This is a genomic window from Hydrogenophaga bisanensis (assembly GCF_042665135.1).
Taxonomy (GTDB): domain Bacteria; phylum Pseudomonadota; class Gammaproteobacteria; order Burkholderiales; family Burkholderiaceae_C; genus Hydrogenophaga; species Hydrogenophaga bisanensis.
Window position 1 is genome coordinate 146346 of record NZ_JBHTBX010000008.1, and the last position, 17152, is coordinate 163497.

A 17152-nucleotide genomic window follows, 5' to 3' on the forward strand; every position below is an offset into this window, starting at 1 on the left:
TTCAGGGCCTCACTTCTTGGGCGCGCAGGGGTTGGCTGGGCCGCAGGGGTTGGCGCCGTCAGCGGTCTTTTTCTTTTTCTTCTTGGCCGGACCGCAGGGGTTGCTCGGGCCACAGGGGTTGCCGGCCTGTGCGGTAGTGACGGCAGCACCGGACGCAGTGGGCGTGGCCGCCTGGGCGGCCGGGGCCACGAGGGCGCTGGCCACCATCAGGGCCGACAGGGTCTGGGCAAGGGTATTGGCAGCAGTTTTGGCCATGGGTGGAACTCCAGATTGAAAAAGGGGTTGGACATCAGACGGAGTCGGCGCTGCCGGCGCCGGCCAGGGCCTCGTCGGCCTGCACCGGGCCGCGGCCGCGGCGTTCAAACCAGCTGCCGGCGTAGAACACGCCGATCAGCGCGGCAAACAGGATGGCGATCAGCAGCCCCTGCGGAATGCCCCAGGCATCCATGAAGGTGTCACCGGTCTCGACTTCCCACATCGACATGACGGCCTCGATGGCCGGACCGTACAGACCGGCGAACACCCAGGTGCCCAGCAGCAGGCCGACGATGAACACCAGCGCGTCGAGGCGGCCAGAGAAGAAACCCACCACCGAAGTACCCGGGCAATAACCGCCGATGGCAAAGCCGGCGCCCACCAGCACGCCGCCGACCGCCGAGGCCATGACCAGCGAGGTCGGCACGAACAGGTTGTCGATGGCCAGCAGGCCGGCAAGTTCGAGGGCGTACAGGCCGGTGGCGGCCACCACGATGGCGGTGAACATCACCTTGAACACCGACCAGTCGCGCATGGAGAACTGCGCCGTCAGCTTGCAGGGGCTGCCGAAGCCGGCGTTCTCCAGCACGTAGCCGAAGAGCACGCCACAGACCAACCCGGACATCGCACCCGCGTCATTGAGTGGCCACATGTCAGACTCCCTTGATGATGCGGTGCATGATCAGTCCGCTGGCGAAGAAGGTCGCCAGGAACACAAAGGCGGCGATGCCCAGCGTGGCGGCGCCCGACAGGCCCAGGCCGCTGGTGCAGCCGGCCGCCACGCGGGCACCGAAGCCCGACAGCAGCCCGCCGATGAGCGCCGTGGCAATGCGCTTGCCCGAACCGATGCTCTTCGCGCCATCGAGCTGCACGCGCAGCCGCCCGCCCATGAAGGCCGCGAACAGCGCACCGATGGCCACACCCACCACCTGCCAGGTGATCCAGGACGGCAGCGGGTTCGCGCCGTCCTCGACCATTCCGCCCAGGTAGTCGTTGGCCTGCGTGACCGCAGGCGCCACTTCGTTGCCCAGCCAGGCCGCCAGGCGGGTGGAGGCCCCGGTAGCACCCAGGCCATGGCCAGTCCAGACGAACGTCAGCAAGAGCACCAGGCCGAGCGCGATGCCCGCCACCAGCGGATTCCAGAAAGGTTTGACGGGCCGGCCGTCGGCCGCCGATGCAGGGGCGTTCATCTTGGGTTTGTCTCCTGAAAAAATACCCTTACTAGTATATCTATCGACCGCGCATGCGCAAGAATCCTGACGCGTCGGTTTTCTGCGGGGAATCCCTGACCGTCGACACATCACCATGCCTGCCACCACCCTTCTGCTGACCGGACTTGTCGTGGGCACCAGCCTGCTCGGCGCTCGCCACTGGCTACATCGGGGCCTGACGCCGGTCGCCGACACCAGCGGCCCGACGCCCGCGTCGATCGGTCTGACGGCAGAAACCGTGTGGATACCGGCTGCCCAGGGATCACGCCTGTTTGCCTGGTACCTGCCGTCACGCGATCCTGCACCCGCCCCCGCCGCCGTCCTCCTGCACGGCTGGGGCGGCAACGCCAGCCACCTGCTGCCCGCCGCGGAGGCACTGCACGCCGCCGGCTATGCCGTGCTGCTGCCCGAGGCACGTAATCACGGCAGAAGCAGCCGCAGCGACCACAGTTCGCTGCCGCGATTTGCCCAGGACCTTGACGCTGCGCTCGACTGGCTGGCCGCCGCACCTGGTGTGGACACGGGACGGCTGGTGGCGCTGGGCCACTCGGTGGGTGCGGCCGCCACACTGTTGGTGGCCTCCCGCCGGCCGGGACTGGCGGCCGCGGTGGGTGTGAGCGCCTTTGCCCACCCCGAATGGGTGATGCGCCGCTGGCTGGCGGCACGGCGCGTGCCCTACTGGCCCCTGGGCTGGCTGGTCAACCGCTATGTCGAGCGCGTCATCGGTGCCCGGTTCGACACCATCGCTCCGCTGGCCACTCTGCCACAGGCACGTTGCCCGGTCCTGCTGTTGCACGGCAGGCAGGACGTGACGGTACCCCTGTCGGATGCGCATGCCCTGGTCGACCAGGCAGGTGCAAGTCGGGCGCACCTGCAGGTATTGGACGGCGGGCACGAGGGCTTTGACGATCCGGTCGCGGCCGAAAAGGCCGTGCTGGAGTTTTTGACATCGGCTCTGCGCACCGATTGACTGGCGAAGTCGCATACAGGTGCCGGGTGACCGCAACAGCCCCTGAGGCCAACGCCTGCATGCTTCCACGCTATTCTTGGGGTTTCTGAACCCACAGGAGACAGCATTGAGCAGCATTGGAGCCAAGTCGTACGAACCGGCCACACCGAAGAAGGTGGCCTTTCTCGGTCTGGGTGTCATGGGTTACCCCATGGCAGGACACCTGGCCAAGGCCGGCCACTCGGTCACGGTCTACAACCGGACCCCCGCCAAGGGCGAGGCCTGGGTGGCCGAATTCGGTGGCAGCGCCCGGCAGACCCCGCGCGAGGCGGCCACGGGCGCCGACATCGTGTTTGCCTGCGTGGGCAATGACGACGACCTTCGGGCCATCGTGCTGGGCGCCGACGGGGCCCTGGCGGGCATGCAGCCAGGAGCCATCTTTGTGGACCACACCACCGCGTCGGCCGATGTCGCGCGCGAGCTGTATGGCGCGGCAAAGAACCTGGGCATCGCTTTCGTGGATGCCCCGGTATCGGGTGGCCAGGCGGGTGCGCAGAACGGTCTGCTCACCGTGATGTGCGGAGGCGATCAGGCCGCCTTTGATGTCGCCAGGCCTGTGGCCATGGCCTTCTCACGGGCGTTCACCCTGATGGGTGCACCCGGCGCCGGACAGCTGACCAAGATGGTCAACCAGATCTGCATTGCCGGTCTGGTGCAGGGCCTGTCCGAGGCGATTGCCTTCGGCCAGAAGGCGGGGCTGGACATGAACCTGGTGCTCGACGTGATTGGCAAAGGCGCCGCCCAGAGCTGGCAGATGGACAACCGCGGCAAGACCATGGTGGCCGACAAGTTCGATTTCGGGTTTGCCGTCGACTGGATGCGCAAGGACCTGGGGCTGGTGCTGGACGAGGCCAAGCGCAATGGCGCACGCCTGCCCGTGACGGCGCTGGTCGATCAGTTCTATGCCGACGTGCAGTCCATGGGTGGCAACCGCCTGGACACGTCCAGCCTGATCAAGCGTTTGCGCTGAACGACGGGCCAGGCCGGCGGGCGAGCAGCCACGCCGGCCCGAGGAATCACTGGCTGGACCCTGCCGGGGTAGGCGATGACGTCGATGCGGTGGCTGCCTGCAGGCGGGCAATCTCCTGGTCGGACAGCACCTCGAACACGCGCACCACCTTCTGCACGCCCTGCGTGGTCCGCGCGACCTCGGTGGCCCGGTCGGCCTCTTTCTGGGTGACCAGACCCATCAGGTACACCGTGCCGCGCTCGGTCACGACCTTGATGGCGCTGGCGGGCACGTCCTTGGCGTCGATCATGGCCGCCTTGACCCGGCCGGTGATCAGGCTGTCGTTCGCTTGTTCCCGCAGTCCCGGGCTGTTGGCAATGCCCACCTCGTTGAAGACCCCGGCGACGTTGGTCGTCTTGCGCACGGCTTCCTCGACCAGTTGCTTGTCGCGCTCGGTGGCGGCTTCGCCGGTGATCAGGGCCTTGCGGTTGTAGCTGGTGATGTTGACGCGCACGCGGGAACCGACGGTCTCGCGCACGTTACTGGCCGCACGCAATTCGATGCCCTGGTCATCGAGCTGGGCGCCCGAGCTGCGGCGGTCGGTGGCCACCATGGCGCCGGTGACGGCTGCGCCGCCGATGACCAGGGGCGTGCAGGCGGGCAGGACGGTGGCCGCCACGGTCAGTGGAAGGGCAAGGCAGGCCAGGCGGCGGGCAGACATGGGCAGGCTCATGACGGGGTCTCCGTTTCAGGGGTCAGGGAATCGGGCAGTCCCAGCAGCTGGGCATCAACGCCATCGCAGATGCTGTGCAGGACCAGGTGATGCACTTCGAGAATGCGGGCGGGCACATCGCTGGGGACACAGACGTGGACATCGGTGTCGCGCAGTTGCTGCGCCAGGCGCCCGCCGCGGCCGCCGGTCAAGGCCACGACCGTCATCTCGCGTTCGTGGGCGGCTTCGACCGCCGCCAGCACATTGGCCGAATTGCCACTGGTCGACAGGGCCAGCAGCACATCGCCGGCCTGCCCGAGGGCGCGGACCTGGCGGGCAAACATGGCGCGGGGATCAAAATCGTTGGCCACCCCCGTGAGCACGGCGGCGTCGGCCGACAGCGACAGGGCCGCGAGTTCCGGCCGCTCGCGCTCATGCCGGCCGATGAAGCTGGCGGCGAAATGCTGGGCGGCCGCTGCCGAAGCGCCATTGCCACAGGCCAGCACCTTGCCACCGCCGGTGACACTGGCCAGCACGGCGTGCGTGGCCGCCTCGACCACCGGTGCCAGGGCCTGGGCACACTGGTACTTGAGGTCGGCACTGTCGATGAACTGTTGCTGGATGCGTTGCAGAAGCATGGCTCGATGATAGCGGCGCGATCGGGTATCAAAAGGTAGCGCCTGCATCAAAAGCAGCGCGCAGCCAGTCGAGTTGCGGGCCTTCGCCGCCCCCCAGGGCGCCCTGGACGACCACCACATCGAACCGGCATGGGGGCTCTGACCGCATCTGGAGCAGAAAGTGCCGGGCGGCAAACACGATGCGCCGCTGCTTGACGCCGGTGACGCTGGCCGCCGCGCCCCCGGCCCGCGTGCTGGCCCGCTGGCGAACCTCGACAAACACCACCGTGCCATCGGGCTCCCGCATAATCAGGTCGATCTCGCCACCGCCTTGGCCGGGGGTGCGGAAGTTGCGCCGCAGCAGGCGCAGGCCCCTGCCCTGCAGGAAGTCCAGCGCCAGGTCCTCGGCCCGGTCGCCGCGCTGTTTGGTCGTGCCCGCGGACACACCGGCACCCCTGCCTTCACGAAAGCCATCCATTGTCTGTGTTCTCTCCATCCCTGATGACCGCAGCGCAGGACGCGGCGGGCCAGCAGCATTATCCGCAGGGCGCCCTCTACCTGGTCGCCACGCCCATCGGCAATCTGGCGGACATCGGCCTGCGCGCGCTGCAGGTGCTGGGTCTGGCGGACACGGTGGCCTGCGAAGACACACGGCACACCGCCAGCCTGCTCAAGGCCTACGGGCTTCACAAGCCCCTGCTGGCGGTGCACCAGCACAACGAGGCAGAGGCCGCCCAGGCGGTGATCGCGCGCCTGCGCGAGGGCCAGCGGGTGGCGTATGTCAGTGACGCAGGCACTCCCGGCGTCAGCGACCCTGGGGCGCGGCTGGTGGATGCGGCGGTCGCGGCGGGACTACGATGCGTGCCCATTCCGGGGCCCAGCAGCCTGACCAGCCTGCTGAGCGTGACCGGCCACGCAGGCTGGGATGGCCGCTTTGTTTTTCTGGGTTTCCTGTCCGCCCGCGCCACCGAGCGCCAGCGCGAGATCGGGGCGATGGCCACATCATCGATGGCGACCTTGATCCTGGAGGCACCACACCGCATCGAGGCGCTGGCGCGGGATCTGGCGGTGCTGGGTGAGCGGCCGGTAACCGTCGGGCGGGAACTGACCAAGCAGTTCGAGGAGGTGGCCCGGGTGTCCGCTGCCGGACTGGCCAGCTGGCTTGGCCAGGAACCTCACCGGACCCGGGGCGAGTTCGTGCTGCTGGTGCACCCGCCGGCAGCCGCCGCGCCCGATGAAGAGGGCCTGGATGCCGCCACGTTGCGCACGCTCGACCTTTTGCTGGCAGAGTTGCCGGTGAAGGCGGCCGTGAAGCTCTGCGCCGAGATCACGGGTGCCGCGCGCAATGCCCTGTACGCCTGCGCGCTGGAGCGACGGCAGAAGGACTGAGCGTCCAGCGTCAGCGCGACGGCCGGTCGATGGGCGTCAATGGGCGGGCGACCCCGGACGGCCGGATTTCCGTGGCCTCGACATCGACCACGTCGGCTGTGGATGTCGCCGCGCCAGCAGACCATGCGCCGGCCGTGTAGCGGCGCGAGCGTTCCCGCATCTGGCTGAACAGGACCAGCGGCGCGGGTTTGCGGCCCGTCAGCAGCGACCAGAGCGACATACCGAGCACCACGACGATGGCAGCCGCCAGAAAGCTCAGCACGAACAGAAGCCCTGCGAGAAACAGGACCACGCGGAACACGCCCCGCAACAGGGCGGACAACAGATCGGAAAGTGCGTTCATCAAGTGAATGGAGGCCACAGACCTCCGGGAGTTCCCGAAACCACTCGGGCGGACTGACAGCATATGGGGGGCTGGCGCCATCACGCAAGTCCCTGGTGCGTGAAAACCGACCGCCGGCAGGTCACGGTGGACTGCTATGCTGGTGCCGGACCTTGTGACTGCCTTCCCTTGCTGCCCATGACCCGACTGACCCAGTACTTTTTCCGCGGACTCATCACCTTCCTGCCCTTGGCGCTGACCGTGTACGTGCTGGTGATCTTCGTCACCTGGACCGAGCGGACCGCGATGCAGCTGATCCGGCCACTGGTGGGTGATTTCTACCTGCCCGGCTTGGGCATCGCACTGGGTGCCCTGCTGATCCTGGCATTGGGTTTCCTGGTGTCGCAGAAGTTCACCTCACGCCTGTTCTCGCTGGTGGAGCTGCCTTTCACCAACCTGCCGGTGGTCAAGAGCATCTATTCGTCGCTGAAGAACTTCGCCGACTACTTCGCGCCGCACGAACAGGATGCCCAGCAGGTGGTGCTGCTCAAACCGCCCGGCACGGAACTGTCGACGGTCGGGCTGGTGACCCGCCAGAGCATGCGCGGCCTGCCGCGCGGCCTGTCCGAGCTGCACGACCAGGTCGCGGTGTACCTGCCCATGGGCTACATGATCGGCGGCTACACGGTGTTCGTGCCGCGCAGCTGGATCGTCCCGGTGGACATGTCGGTGGAGGAAGCCATGCGCATGGCCCTGATCGCCTTCATGTCGTCGAACAAGCCGGGACCGGGCACCCCGCCCCAAGCCTGAGACCCGAACCACCTGCCTGAAGCCCATGAGCATCCGACACCTCGACACTCTGTTCGCCCCGGCATCGGTCGCCGTGTTCGGCGCCTCCGAACGTCCGTCCAGCGTGGGCGCGACCGTGTGGCGGAACCTGCGCGAAGGCGGCTACCAGGGGCGCCTGTACCCGGTCAACCCCAAGCACCGTGAGATCGGAGGGGTGAAAACCTTCCGCCACGTGCGGGACCTGCCCGAGGCCCCGGACCTGGCGGTGATCTGCACCCCGCCCGCCACGGTGGTGGACCTCATCCGGGAACTGGGCGCGCGGGGAACGCGCGCCGCGGTGGTGGTGACCGCCGGTCTGGACAAGACCACCAAACAGGCCATGCTGGATGCCGCGAGGGCACATACGCTGCGCATCCTGGGCCCCAACTGCATCGGCATGCTGGTGCCGCATCTGGGGCTGAACGCCAGCTTCGCCCACATCGGCGCCCGCCCCGGCGAACTGGCCTTCGTGTCGCAGTCCGGCGCATTGGTGACCGCCATGCTGGACTGGGCGGCCTCGCGCGGCATCGGGTTTTCGCACTTTGTCTCACTGGGCGAGCGGGCGGACGTGGACTTCGGGGACATGCTGGATTTCCTGGGCAGCGATCCGAAGACGCGGGCCATCCTGCTCTACATCGAGAGCATCGAAGAAAGCCGCAAATTCATGTCGGCCGCCCGTGCGGCCGCGCGCAACAAGCCGGTGATCGTGGTCAAGGCTGGCCGTTCGGCGGCTGGTCAGGCCGCCGCCGCCTCGCACACAGGGGCCCTGGCTGGGTCGGACGCGGTGTTTGACGCGGCCATTGCCCGCTCGGGCATGCTGCGCGTGCTGACCCTGCACGACCTGTTCCTGGCGGCCGAAACCCTGGCCCGCTTCCGGGACGGTCGGTCCAACCAGCTGATCGTGCTGACCAACGGCGGCGGCGCCGGCGTGATGGCCGCCGATGAGGCGGCGGCGCTGGGCGTGCCCCTGGCCAGGCTGGACGAGGCCACACTGACCCGCCTGGACCAGGTGCTGCCGGCCAACTGGTCGCGCGGCAACCCGGTGGACATCATTGGCGACGCCCCCGCGCAGAGGTACCTCGATGCCATCGACGTGCTGTCCAGGGACACGGGCAGCGCGATCCTGTTCATCCATGCGCCCACCGCCATCGTCCCGAGCCTGGAAATCGCCCAGGCCATGCTGCCCCGCATCAGCGCCGGACCACAACATCTGCTGGGCTGCTGGCTGGGTGACAGCGCCGTGGCGCAGGCCCGCCAGACCTTCCGCGAGGCGGGGGTCCCCGACTTCAACACCCCCGAAGAGGCGGTGCGGGCCTTTTCATTCCTGCGGACCTATCGCCTGCACCAGGAAGAACTGCTGGAGACGCCACCGGCGCGCAGCGCGGCCCATGCCATCGATCTGCAGGCCATCCGCGCCATCATCGACCAGGTGCTGGCCGAACAGCGGGAGATCCTCACCGAGCCCGAGGCCAAGGCGCTGCTGGATGCGGCAGGTCTGCCCGTGGTGCCCACACGCGTGGTCGGTCCGGATCCCGACGAGGCCTGCGTCGCCGCGCAGTCGCTGGGATACCCGGTGGTGCTCAAGATCCTGTCACAGGCGATCAGCCACAAGAGCGATGTCGGGGGCGTGCGGCTCAACATCGCCGATGAGCAGGAACTGCGGCAGGTCTGCGCGACCATGCTGGCCCGCGTGCGGGAACTGCGGCCCGACGCGGACGTGCAGGGATTCACAGTGCAGCCGATGGTCCGCAAGAAGCACGCCCACGAACTGATCGTGGGTGCGAGCGTGGACGCGGTTTTCGGCCCGGTGATCCTGTTCGGGGCCGGGGGCACCGCGGTGGAGGTGCTGGCCGATCGCGCACTGGCCCTACCACCGCTGAACATGCCGCTGGCCCTGGCGCAGATCCGCCGCACCCGCATCCACCAGCTGCTCAAGGGCTATCGGGATGAACCGGCCGCCGACATCCACGGGATTGCGGGGGTGCTGGTGGCGGTGTCGCAGCTGCTGGCCGAGGTGCCCGAAATTACCGAGCTGGACATCAATCCGCTGCTGGCCAACCACGACGGGGCCGTGGCCCTGGACGCGCGAGTGCGGGTCTCGGCCAGCCGGCCGGCGGGCGCCGATCATTTCGCCATCGCGCCCTACCCGGCCGAACTGGTGGAGTTCTGCGACTGGCAAGGCCAGGCGCTGACGATCCGGCCAATCCGCCCCGAGGACGAGGCCCAGCACCTGGCGTTTCTCCAGCGGCTGGATCCGGAGGACATCCGCCTGCGGGTGTTCTACAGCCGCCGCAGCATCGAGCACACCGAACTGGCCCGCCTGACCCAGATCGACTATGCGCGCGAAATGGCCTTCATCGCCACGCGTGGCCATGGCAGCAGCGAGGAGACCCTGGGCACCGTCCGCGCCACCGTCGATCCGGACAACGACACGGCCGAGTTCGGGGTGATCGTGCGCTCGGACCTCAAGGGAACCGGGCTGGGACACCGGCTGATGCGCAAGATGATCGGGCACCTGCGGGCCCGGGGCACACGGCAGCTGGTCGGCACCGTGTTGCGCGAGAACACCGGCATGCTGGAACTTGCCCGCTCGCTCGGGTTCGAAGAAAGGGCCAATCCCCATGATCCCGACGACCACGCCACCCGGTTCGTGGTCCTGCCTCTTCAGCCCGGGCACTGATCGCGCGGGCAGAGGCTGCCGGAGACCCACACCATGCCTTTGCCCGCTTCACGCCGCACCCTGCTGACCCGAGGCGCCACTCTGGTGGCCATGACCGCTGCCCCGGGCTGGTTGACACCCGCCCTGGCCCAGACGTCCCTGCGTCCGACGCCCTCACAGACCGAAGGCCCTTTCTACCCGGTCAGCCTGCCGGCGGATCGCGACTTCGACCTGCTGCGCAACGGCCAGGTCGCCTACGGGCAGGGACAGGTCGCCTGGATCGAGGGCACGGTGACCGACACGCGGGGCGTCCCGCTGGGCGGCGGGGTGTTCGAGATCTGGCAATGCGACCACAATGGCCGCTACCACCACCCGGGCGACGGCGACCGCGCGGACCCGGCGTTCCAGGGCTTCGGGCAGGTGACGCTGGGCCGGGACGGTCGCTACCGCTTCCGCACCATCCGGCCGGTGGCCTACAGCGGACGCACCCCGCACATCCATGTGAAGGTCCGTCTGGATGGCCAGGACCTCCTGACCACCCAAATGTACGTCGACGGGGACCCGCACAACGAGCGGGACTTCCTATGGCGCAGGCTCAACGCCGAGGGCCGGGCCGCCCTGACCCGGCGCTTTCGTGCGGGCGCCGATGGCCAGCGGGCCGATTTTCCGATCGTGGTGCAGGCCTGAACCGGAGCGCGTAAGCTGTCCCCATGGATTCCTTGACGCAGATTGCCCTGGGTTCGGCCGTCACCGTGGCCGTGATGGGACAGCGCACCGCCGCCTGGAAGGCCGCCCTGTGGGGTGGCGTGGCCGGCACCCTGCCCGATCTGGATGCCCTGATCGACCACGGCGACGCCATCCTGAACATGGTGCTGCACCGGGCCGAGAGCCATTCGTTGCTGTTCCTGACGCTGCTGTCGCCACTGCTGGCCTGGCTGGTCAGCCGGGTCCACGGCGAGCAGCCCCTGTGGCGTCGCTGGTGGCTGGCGCTGTGGCTGACCCTGTTCACCCACCCGTTGCTGGACAACATGACGGTCTATGGGACGCAATTGCTGCAGCCGTTCACCGACCATCCGTTCGGCGTGGGGAGCATGTTCATCATCGACCCGGCCTACACATTGCCGCTGCTGGCCGGAGTGATCGCTGCCCTGGTGATGCGCGGCCAGGGCCGCAGCCTGCGGTGGAACCTGGCCGGTCTGGTGCTGTCCACGGCGTATCTGGGCTGGAGCGTCGCGGCCCAGCAAGTGGCCACCAGCGTGGCCCGGACCTCTCTGGCTCAGGAAGGGGTGGTCGCCGAGCGCCTGCTGGTGACCCCGGCGCCCTTCAACACGGTGTTGTGGCGCCTGGTGGCCATCACACCCACCCACTACCACGAGGGTTACTACAGCCTGCTGGACGGGCGTGTGGCCGTGCGCTGGACCCGTCATGAGCGAGGTGCCGATCTGATCACCCGGCATGGCCAGGCCGACCCTGTGGCCCGCATTGCCCGCTTCAGCCATGGTTTCTACCGCATGAGCCAGACCCCGGACGGACGGGTCCTGGTGGCGGACCTGCGCATGGGGCAGGAACCCCACTACGTGTTCGAATTTGACGTCGGCGATGCCACCACCGTCGGCCAGGTGACCGCCACCCAACGGAGCAGTCGCCCGGACACCGACGCCGCCCTCGCCTGGCTGTGGCAACGCGCCCGCGGCGCCGACCTGCTGCCCATGGGCGCAGCGCTGGCGGCACCGCGCTGAACGGTGCGGCCCTGGCTCAGGCCATCAGCAGCGTGATGGCGATGATGATCACGCCGATGGCCAGGTTGACGCTGACCCAGGTGCGGATGGATGCCAGTGCGGTGCCACCGGCCGGCCAGTCCTGATCGGCCACCGCACGCGACAGCCGCTTGAACAGCGCAAAGCGGATGTGACCGAAGATGGCCATCATCACGATGCCCAGCGTGGCCATGATGGTCCAGTTCAGCGGCATGTTGAACGACAGGCCAGCCTGCACCGTTTCCTTGGCCACCCGGCCGATCATCCAGAGGCCGCTGGCCAGCACCACCACCACGGCCACCAGCACCGCCGAGAAAAAGCGTTGCAACGCGCCGTGCATCAGGGGGATGCGCTGGGGCGGCGGCAGCTGCATGGCGGCAGGACGCAGGAAAAAGTGGGCAAACACCATGCCGCCGATCCAGACGACGATGGCCAGCACGTGTAGCAGCTTGAGGGTGGCGTAGAGCATGGATCTTCCAGAGCAAAGCGTTTCGGCGCCGGGCCGCCCCAAGCCGAAACAGCCCACTTGGGGGGCAGCGACCCGCACAGCGGCGGAGCGTGGGGGCATTAGCGCACATCTGTCAGCATACCGTCGGATTCGCGCCGCTGCAGGCGATAGGGTGGCAATCCCTTGAGCATGCGCCGGCCATACGACTGGCGCAGCAGCCGAGCGTCGTAGCAGATCACCACCGCCTGGTCGTCCTCGGTGCGCAAGGCCCGCCCGGTCCATTGCAGCAGCCGCGCACCGGTGGCCGGCACCACCAGTTCGATGAACGGGTCGCGGCCCTGAGCCTTGAGCCAGTCGGCGCGCGCCTGGCCCACCGGATCGCTGGGCGAGGCAAACGGCAGCTTGGTGATGAACACCCACTCGCACAGCTCGCCCGGCAGGTCCAGTCCCTCGCCGAACGATTGCAGACCGAACAGGATGGAAGCCTGCCCCGCCGCGACGCGGTCGGCATGGCGACGCAGCAACTGGGTGCGCGCCGACTCCCCCTGCACCAACACCGACTCGCGCAGGCGCCGGTGCTCGCCACGCTCGAGCAGGTCCTGCGCGCGCTTCATCTGGGCGCGCGAGGTGAACAGCACGAGGGCGCCGCGCTCGACCTGCTGCAGGTCCTCCAGCAGCAGCCCCAGCATCTCGGCGGTGTAGCCCTCGACGTCCTTGGGGTCGTGGCGGGTCTGGACCACCACCAGCCGGCCCTGCCGTGCATGGTCGAAGGGACTGAGCACCTCGCGCACCTGCACATCGTCGTCCTGGGCCAGGCCGCATTCGTACAGAAAGTGGTCGAAGCTGCCACAGGTGACCAGCGACGCCGAGGTAGCCACGGCCGCCCGCACACGGCTCCAGAGCTGGCTGCGCAGCAGGCCACCCGGGTTGAGCGGACAGGCATGCGCCGTGAGGGTGACCAGCCCGTTGTCGATACCCGCTTCCAGCCACTTGGCCAGCGGGGGCTGGCCCGCCTGCGGCTGCTGCAGCCAGAGCTCTGCGGTGGCCGCCATGTGTTGCAGCCGGGGAGCGAAGGTGCCAATGCGGCTGTAGAGCTGCGCGCAGCGGGTGGCCTCGGAAGGTTCTTCACGGGCCAGGGACCGCAGCCGCACGGCAATGGCCTCCAGCTCCTTGAGCAGGGCGGTCGAGCGGCTGGCGATCTGGCCCACGGTCTCGGACCAGTCCTCGGGCAGCACGCCGCCGCTCAGTCGTTCGTTGGTCGCAGGCACGCTGAACTCGAAACCGGCCGCCCCGTCGCGCCCGTTGCGTGGGCGCATGCCACCTTGCCGGCCAGTGATCGCCAGCCATTCGGGCGACTCGGCCAGGCGCGCCATGGCGCGGCGGGCCAGATCGCCCTGGGCGGCCTTGAGCTCGCGCGCCAGCGTCGCTGCGTCCACGCCCATCACGTGGGAGATGGCCCCGGCCACATCGCTGACCGCGCGGGGCAGCTTGTCAAGCCAGCCCCCCCGCATCAGGTCCATGCTCTCGGTGAACTGGGCCTGCGCAATGCTGCCGAGGTGATGGGCCTCGTCAAACACCAGGTAGCAATCGGACGGATCCGGCAGGGCGTGCAGGCCGAGCGTCGAGAGCAGCAGGTCGTGGTTGACCACGATCACCTGGGCTTGCGCCAGGCGGGCACGGGCCTGGTAGTAGCTGCAACTGTGGTAGCTGGGGCAATGGCGGGCGGTGCAGGTGTGGCGCTCGGCGGCCACCGGGCTCCAGAGTTCGCCGGCCGGCGGTTCGGCCAGCCGGTCCCTGTCACCATCCCAGTCACCGGCGTCGAGCATCTGGCTCCATTGGGTGTAGGTGCGCGACTGCTCGGCCCAGGCGCGCGCCAGCGCGTCCGACGGGACGGGCGCGGCTGCCGGGGCTTCCTCGTCACCAAACAGGTCGGTGCTGACCGGGTCACCGCCGGCCATCTGTTCCAGCTTGAGGCGGCACACATAGCGCCCGCGTCCCTTGGCCAGCGCAAAGGCAAAGGGCTGTGGCAGCGCCGCGGACAGGGCCGGCAGGTCCTTGCCGATCAGCTGTTCCTGCAGCGCCACGGTGGCCGTGGAAATCATCACCCGCTTGCCCTGCGCCAGCGCCAGAGGGATCACGGTGGCCGCGTACGCGGCGGATTTGCCCACCCCGGTGCCGGCCTGCACCACCGCAATCGCCCGGGGGCCGGCCATGACCTCATCGGCCGCTTTCTCGGCCCCTTTTTCGGGCCGCGATGGCCAATCGACGGGGGACAGGGTGGCGGCAATGTGGGCGGCCATCTCGCGCTGGCCCTCGCGCAGGCGAAAGCCCGGCAGGCGGGAGACCACATGGTCGAAAGCGCCCAATGCCAGGGCTTCGCGGGCCAGCGGGCCGGCGGGCAGATCGGCGGTGGACATGGGCTCGGTCATGGATGGCGCGGGCAAACGCGCATTGTCCCAGAAGGTGCCGTGTCTGCCCCTGCTGCCTCAGCTCCTGGCTCAGGCATGGTCCCGGTTTTTCGCAGACAAGTTGCCCCTTGAAGCCACACAATGGCGGACATGTCAGGCAAGATCATGCTCTGCCGTTTTCAACCACCGCAACACGCTCCATGACCATTCTGATGTTTCTGGCGGGCCTGGCAGGCCTGATCGCCGGCGCCGAACTGCTGGTGCGCGGCGCCTCCAAGCTGGCGCTGTCGTTCGGGATCTCTCCCCTGGTGGTGGGGCTGACCATCGTGGCCTTTGGCACCAGCTCGCCGGAGATGGCGGTATCGGTGGGCGCGGTGATGGACGGCCGCACCGACATCGCCATCGGCAACGTGGTGGGCAGCAACATCTTCAACGTGCTGTTCATCCTGGGCCTGTCGGCCATCATCACGCCGCTGGTGGTGCACATCCAGCTGATCCGGCAGGAGGTCCCCATCATGCTGGGTGCTTCGCTGCTGCTGCTCGTGCTGGCGTTCGATGGACGGGTGGGGCTGTGGGACGGGGCGATCCTGGTCGGCCTGATGCTGGCCTACACGGTGTTCCTGATTGTGCAGTCAAGACGCGAAACGCAGGATGCCCAGGATGAGTACGCGGCCGAGGTCAAGCCTGCGGAGGCGGGTGGCTGGGACGCATCGCTGCCGGTGCAACTGATCCTCATCGTGGCCGGTCTGGGTCTGCTGGTTCTGGGATCGGACTGGCTGGTGGATGCCGCCATCGTCTTTGCCAAGGCCCTTGGCGTGAGCGACGTGGTGATCGGCCTGACCATCGTGGCGGCGGGCACCTCCATGCCCGAGGTGGCCACCTCGGTGATGGCCGCATTCAAAGGCGAGCGGGACATTGCGGTGGGCAACGTGGTGGGCAGCAACACCTTCAACATCCTGGGTTGCGTGGGCCTGTCGGGCATCGCGGCCGGCTCGGCCGGACTGGGGGTGCCACCGTCGGTGCTGAACTTCGACATCTGGGTGATGCTGGCGGTGGCGCTGGCCTGCCTGCCCGTGTTCATGACGGGCCGCGAGATCGCCCGCTGGGAAGGTGGGGTGTTCCTGCTGTACTACGTGGCCTACGTGGCCTACCTGATCCTGGCCGCTCAGGCTCACGACGCGCTGGGCACCTTCTCGGCGGTGATGATGGGCTTTGTGGTTCCGATCACGGTGATCACCCTGGTGGTGGTGCTGCTGCGCGGGCGCCCAGCCGAGACGCGATGATCAGGATGTCACCGGTGTGTCAGGCTTGAGCGACCAGCCACTGGTCGCGCAGGTGCTGCAGGAGACGTCGACCCGATGAGGCACGGCCGGCGGCAAACAGACCTTCGTCCAGCAACAGGCGCCCTTCTGGCACCGAACGGACGATGGATTCGGTGGGCTCGATAAAGCCCATCGCCCAGCCGCTGCAGCTGCGAGCCGCGATCGGACCATCCCACATCTTGTAGATCTGCTGGTGACGCCTATCGCTTTCGATATGGGCGTACAACTGCATGACGGCGTCGCGCTCACCTTCAATGAGCTGCATGAATTCCCTATCGCGATAGATCAGCAGCCCGGTGATGCCGCATTCCAGATTGTGGCGGCGGGCCTGCCCCAGCAAATCGCCAAGCTCCTCCCGGGACATGGGGTGCTCGGCCAGGCTCACGTAGACCAGTTCGTACAAAGACATCGTGACCTCTCCGAGTCGACAGATTAGAGGACTCAGGCTAACACGGTGCACGAATCCCCCGGGTTGACCAATGTCAGGGCATGAAGTCGGGGACTATCGCCACAGCTGAGCCACCGGAGTGACGGACGAGAAACGGTCGGCCACCTGTGCCTGCAGCAATTCGGCCGAGGCCAAGGCGTCGGTCAGCGCATGGTGCAGGCGGTAGCGGGGCAGCCCGTAGCGGGCGCGACTGGCTGCCAGCCGGATGGATATCGCGGGCGCTGTCGGCGCCCACCAGCGGCGCCAGCCAGTGATCGGCTGGCGATACAGCCGCGCCTCCAGCTCCATGGTGTCAATGACCGGGAACGAGATGCCCTCGCCCAGGCGCCGCCGCAAGGCATTGTCCAGAAACTGCCGTTCAATATCGCGGCAATGCACCACCATGACGTGGCCGGCCATCGTCGAGAGCACGTCATCAAGGACATCGTCCAGATCAGGTGCATGCAGGAGCTGCTGATGGGTGATGCCATGAACCACCACCGCGTCGTCGCGCAAAGGCACGCGGGGTTTGAGCAGCCAGTGCCTGGAGCGCGAGGTGTGGATGCGCTCGAGCGTCAATGGCACAGCGCCAATGCTCACGATGCCGTCGCGCACCGGGTCCAGCCCGGTGGTCTCCACATCGAGTGCGAGCAGGGGAACGTCCTGCAGCGGCGTGGAACCCGGCACACCACCTGCCTGATAGAAGGCACTCAGGCGGGGATCCCGCGCCTGACGGGCCAGCCGCGAGAGCCAGGCCTCCCAGTCGATGGGACCCCGCTTGTCCGCATCTGGCGATGGACAGGGCGGATCGCGCAACAGTCCGGCGTGCAGCATGGTGT

General features: G+C 68.0%; 19 protein-coding genes. 8 read left to right on the forward strand and 11 right to left on the reverse strand.

From position 1 onward, the window contains the following. Positions 1–9 precede the first annotated feature (9 nt). The 3 genes from ACFQNJ_RS13330 to ACFQNJ_RS13340 are packed head-to-tail and all read right to left on the reverse strand — an operon-like array spanning position 10 to position 1445. The gene (locus ACFQNJ_RS13330; protein WP_382258243.1) at positions 10–255 is read right to left on the reverse strand and encodes a hypothetical protein; all 246 of its coding nucleotides are present in this window, start codon (positions 253–255) and stop codon (positions 10–12) included. Between the two features lie 34 nt (positions 256–289). Further along, positions 290–907, reverse strand: coding sequence for a DUF6691 family protein (locus ACFQNJ_RS13335; protein WP_382258246.1), 618 nt, complete (start codon positions 905–907; stop codon positions 290–292). Between the two features lies 1 nt (position 908). Then, the gene (locus tag ACFQNJ_RS13340; RefSeq protein ID WP_382258249.1) at positions 909–1445 is read right to left on the reverse strand and encodes a YeeE/YedE thiosulfate transporter family protein; all 537 of its coding nucleotides are present in this window, start codon (positions 1443–1445) and stop codon (positions 909–911) included. Positions 1446–1560: 115 nt separating this feature from the next. On the opposite strand from ACFQNJ_RS13340, the gene ACFQNJ_RS13345 reads away from it, so the two are divergent. After that, a complete protein-coding gene (locus tag ACFQNJ_RS13345; protein ID WP_382258252.1) occupies positions 1561–2436 on the forward strand; it encodes an alpha/beta hydrolase in 876 nt (291 codons plus the stop codon). Positions 2437–2542: 106 nt separating this feature from the next. Then, positions 2543–3445, forward strand: a complete 903-nt coding sequence (locus tag ACFQNJ_RS13350; protein WP_382258255.1) for an NAD(P)-dependent oxidoreductase — start codon at positions 2543–2545, stop codon at positions 3443–3445. Positions 3446–3491: 46 nt separating this feature from the next. Here ACFQNJ_RS13350 and ACFQNJ_RS13355 read toward each other — a convergent pair whose 3' ends face one another. From ACFQNJ_RS13355 to ACFQNJ_RS13365, 3 genes are read right to left on the reverse strand one after another with little or no spacing between them, the layout of a single operon-like run. Next, entirely contained in the window at positions 3492–4157 is a 666-nt protein-coding gene (locus ACFQNJ_RS13355; protein WP_382258258.1) for a BON domain-containing protein, read from the reverse strand. Beyond that, positions 4154–4774 (reverse strand): SIS domain-containing protein, encoded by a 621-nt coding sequence (locus ACFQNJ_RS13360; protein ID WP_374639677.1) that lies wholly within the window; start codon positions 4772–4774, stop codon positions 4154–4156. The genes ACFQNJ_RS13355 and ACFQNJ_RS13360 overlap by 4 nt, the downstream gene beginning before the upstream one ends. Before the next feature lie 28 nt (positions 4775–4802). After that, entirely contained in the window at positions 4803–5231 is a 429-nt protein-coding gene (locus tag ACFQNJ_RS13365; protein WP_382258262.1) for a YraN family protein, read from the reverse strand. A 23-nt stretch (positions 5232–5254) separates the two neighbouring features. Here ACFQNJ_RS13365 and rsmI point away from each other — a divergent pair, with 23 nt between their 5' ends. Continuing rightward, complete coding sequence (gene rsmI / locus ACFQNJ_RS13370; RefSeq protein ID WP_382258265.1) at positions 5255–6142, forward strand: 16S rRNA (cytidine(1402)-2'-O)-methyltransferase; 888 nt, start codon at positions 5255–5257, stop codon at positions 6140–6142. A gap of 10 nt (positions 6143–6152) precedes the next feature. Here rsmI and ACFQNJ_RS13375 read toward each other — a convergent pair whose 3' ends face one another. Beyond that, complete coding sequence (locus tag ACFQNJ_RS13375; protein ID WP_374639673.1) at positions 6153–6485, reverse strand: hypothetical protein; 333 nt, start codon at positions 6483–6485, stop codon at positions 6153–6155. A 177-nt stretch (positions 6486–6662) separates the two neighbouring features. Here ACFQNJ_RS13375 and ACFQNJ_RS13380 point away from each other — a divergent pair, with 177 nt between their 5' ends. From ACFQNJ_RS13380 to ACFQNJ_RS13395, 4 genes are read left to right on the forward strand one after another with little or no spacing between them, the layout of a single operon-like run. Further along, positions 6663–7274, forward strand: a complete 612-nt coding sequence (locus tag ACFQNJ_RS13380) for a DUF502 domain-containing protein (RefSeq protein WP_374639672.1) — start codon at positions 6663–6665, stop codon at positions 7272–7274. A 25-nt stretch (positions 7275–7299) separates the two neighbouring features. Further along, positions 7300–9972: a bifunctional acetate--CoA ligase family protein/GNAT family N-acetyltransferase gene (locus ACFQNJ_RS13385; RefSeq protein WP_382258269.1), complete on the forward strand. Its 2673-nt coding sequence runs from the start codon at positions 7300–7302 to the stop codon at positions 9970–9972. Between the two features lie 33 nt (positions 9973–10005). Beyond that, a complete protein-coding gene (locus ACFQNJ_RS13390; RefSeq protein ID WP_382258272.1) occupies positions 10006–10638 on the forward strand; it encodes a dioxygenase family protein in 633 nt (210 codons plus the stop codon). A 23-nt stretch (positions 10639–10661) separates the two neighbouring features. After that, positions 10662–11690: a metal-dependent hydrolase gene (locus ACFQNJ_RS13395; protein ID WP_382258275.1), complete on the forward strand. Its 1029-nt coding sequence runs from the start codon at positions 10662–10664 to the stop codon at positions 11688–11690. 16 nt (positions 11691–11706) lie between these two features. Here ACFQNJ_RS13395 and ACFQNJ_RS13400 read toward each other — a convergent pair whose 3' ends face one another. Together ACFQNJ_RS13400 and dinG are read right to left on the reverse strand one after the other, a co-directional pair. Then, positions 11707–12177, reverse strand: coding sequence for a CopD family protein (locus ACFQNJ_RS13400; protein WP_374639668.1), 471 nt, complete (start codon positions 12175–12177; stop codon positions 11707–11709). A 98-nt stretch (positions 12178–12275) separates the two neighbouring features. Continuing rightward, positions 12276–14573, reverse strand: coding sequence for an ATP-dependent DNA helicase DinG (gene dinG / locus ACFQNJ_RS13405; protein ID WP_382258279.1), 2298 nt, complete (start codon positions 14571–14573; stop codon positions 12276–12278). A gap of 191 nt (positions 14574–14764) precedes the next feature. Between dinG and ACFQNJ_RS13410 the strand changes: the two genes are divergently transcribed. After that, positions 14765–15847, forward strand: coding sequence for a calcium/sodium antiporter (locus tag ACFQNJ_RS13410; RefSeq protein ID WP_382258282.1), 1083 nt, complete (start codon positions 14765–14767; stop codon positions 15845–15847). A gap of 19 nt (positions 15848–15866) precedes the next feature. On the opposite strand, the gene ACFQNJ_RS13415 is transcribed toward ACFQNJ_RS13410, so the two are convergent. Then, on the reverse strand, positions 15867–16295 hold the full coding sequence (locus tag ACFQNJ_RS13415) for a BLUF domain-containing protein (protein ID WP_382258285.1): 429 nt from the start codon (positions 16293–16295) through the stop codon (positions 15867–15869). A gap of 93 nt (positions 16296–16388) precedes the next feature. Continuing rightward, positions 16389–17147 (reverse strand): 3'-5' exonuclease, encoded by a 759-nt coding sequence (locus ACFQNJ_RS13420; RefSeq protein ID WP_382258288.1) that lies wholly within the window; start codon positions 17145–17147, stop codon positions 16389–16391. Positions 17148–17152: the final 5 nt, after the last annotated feature.

Excerpts from the sequence above, each read along its gene's own strand:
- ACFQNJ_RS13330 (WP_382258243.1), bottom strand. The coding sequence starts at position 255 with ATGGCCAAAACTGCTGCCAATACCCTTGCCCAGACCCTGTCGGCCCTG.
- ACFQNJ_RS13335 (WP_382258246.1), bottom strand. The coding sequence starts at position 907 with ATGTGGCCACTCAATGACGCGGGTGCGATGTCCGGGTTGGTCTGTGGC.
- ACFQNJ_RS13340 (WP_382258249.1), bottom strand. The coding sequence starts at position 1,445 with ATGAACGCCCCTGCATCGGCGGCCGACGGCCGGCCCGTCAAACCTTTC.
- ACFQNJ_RS13345 (WP_382258252.1), top strand. The coding sequence starts at position 1,561 with ATGCCTGCCACCACCCTTCTGCTGACCGGACTTGTCGTGGGCACCAGC.
- ACFQNJ_RS13355 (WP_382258258.1), bottom strand. The coding sequence starts at position 4,157 with ATGAGCCTGCCCATGTCTGCCCGCCGCCTGGCCTGCCTTGCCCTTCCA.
- ACFQNJ_RS13360 (WP_374639677.1), bottom strand. The coding sequence starts at position 4,774 with ATGCTTCTGCAACGCATCCAGCAACAGTTCATCGACAGTGCCGACCTC.
- ACFQNJ_RS13365 (WP_382258262.1), bottom strand. The coding sequence starts at position 5,231 with ATGGATGGCTTTCGTGAAGGCAGGGGTGCCGGTGTGTCCGCGGGCACG.
- rsmI (WP_382258265.1), top strand. The coding sequence starts at position 5,255 with ATGACCGCAGCGCAGGACGCGGCGGGCCAGCAGCATTATCCGCAGGGC.
- ACFQNJ_RS13375 (WP_374639673.1), bottom strand. The coding sequence starts at position 6,485 with ATGAACGCACTTTCCGATCTGTTGTCCGCCCTGTTGCGGGGCGTGTTC.
- ACFQNJ_RS13380 (WP_374639672.1), top strand. The coding sequence starts at position 6,663 with ATGACCCGACTGACCCAGTACTTTTTCCGCGGACTCATCACCTTCCTG.
- ACFQNJ_RS13385 (WP_382258269.1), top strand. The coding sequence starts at position 7,300 with ATGAGCATCCGACACCTCGACACTCTGTTCGCCCCGGCATCGGTCGCC.
- ACFQNJ_RS13390 (WP_382258272.1), top strand. The coding sequence starts at position 10,006 with ATGCCTTTGCCCGCTTCACGCCGCACCCTGCTGACCCGAGGCGCCACT.
- ACFQNJ_RS13395 (WP_382258275.1), top strand. The coding sequence starts at position 10,662 with ATGGATTCCTTGACGCAGATTGCCCTGGGTTCGGCCGTCACCGTGGCC.
- ACFQNJ_RS13400 (WP_374639668.1), bottom strand. The coding sequence starts at position 12,177 with ATGCTCTACGCCACCCTCAAGCTGCTACACGTGCTGGCCATCGTCGTC.
- dinG (WP_382258279.1), bottom strand. The coding sequence starts at position 14,573 with ATGTCCACCGCCGATCTGCCCGCCGGCCCGCTGGCCCGCGAAGCCCTG.
- ACFQNJ_RS13410 (WP_382258282.1), top strand. The coding sequence starts at position 14,765 with ATGACCATTCTGATGTTTCTGGCGGGCCTGGCAGGCCTGATCGCCGGC.
- ACFQNJ_RS13415 (WP_382258285.1), bottom strand. The coding sequence starts at position 16,295 with ATGTCTTTGTACGAACTGGTCTACGTGAGCCTGGCCGAGCACCCCATG.
- ACFQNJ_RS13420 (WP_382258288.1), bottom strand. The coding sequence starts at position 17,147 with ATGCTGCACGCCGGACTGTTGCGCGATCCGCCCTGTCCATCGCCAGAT.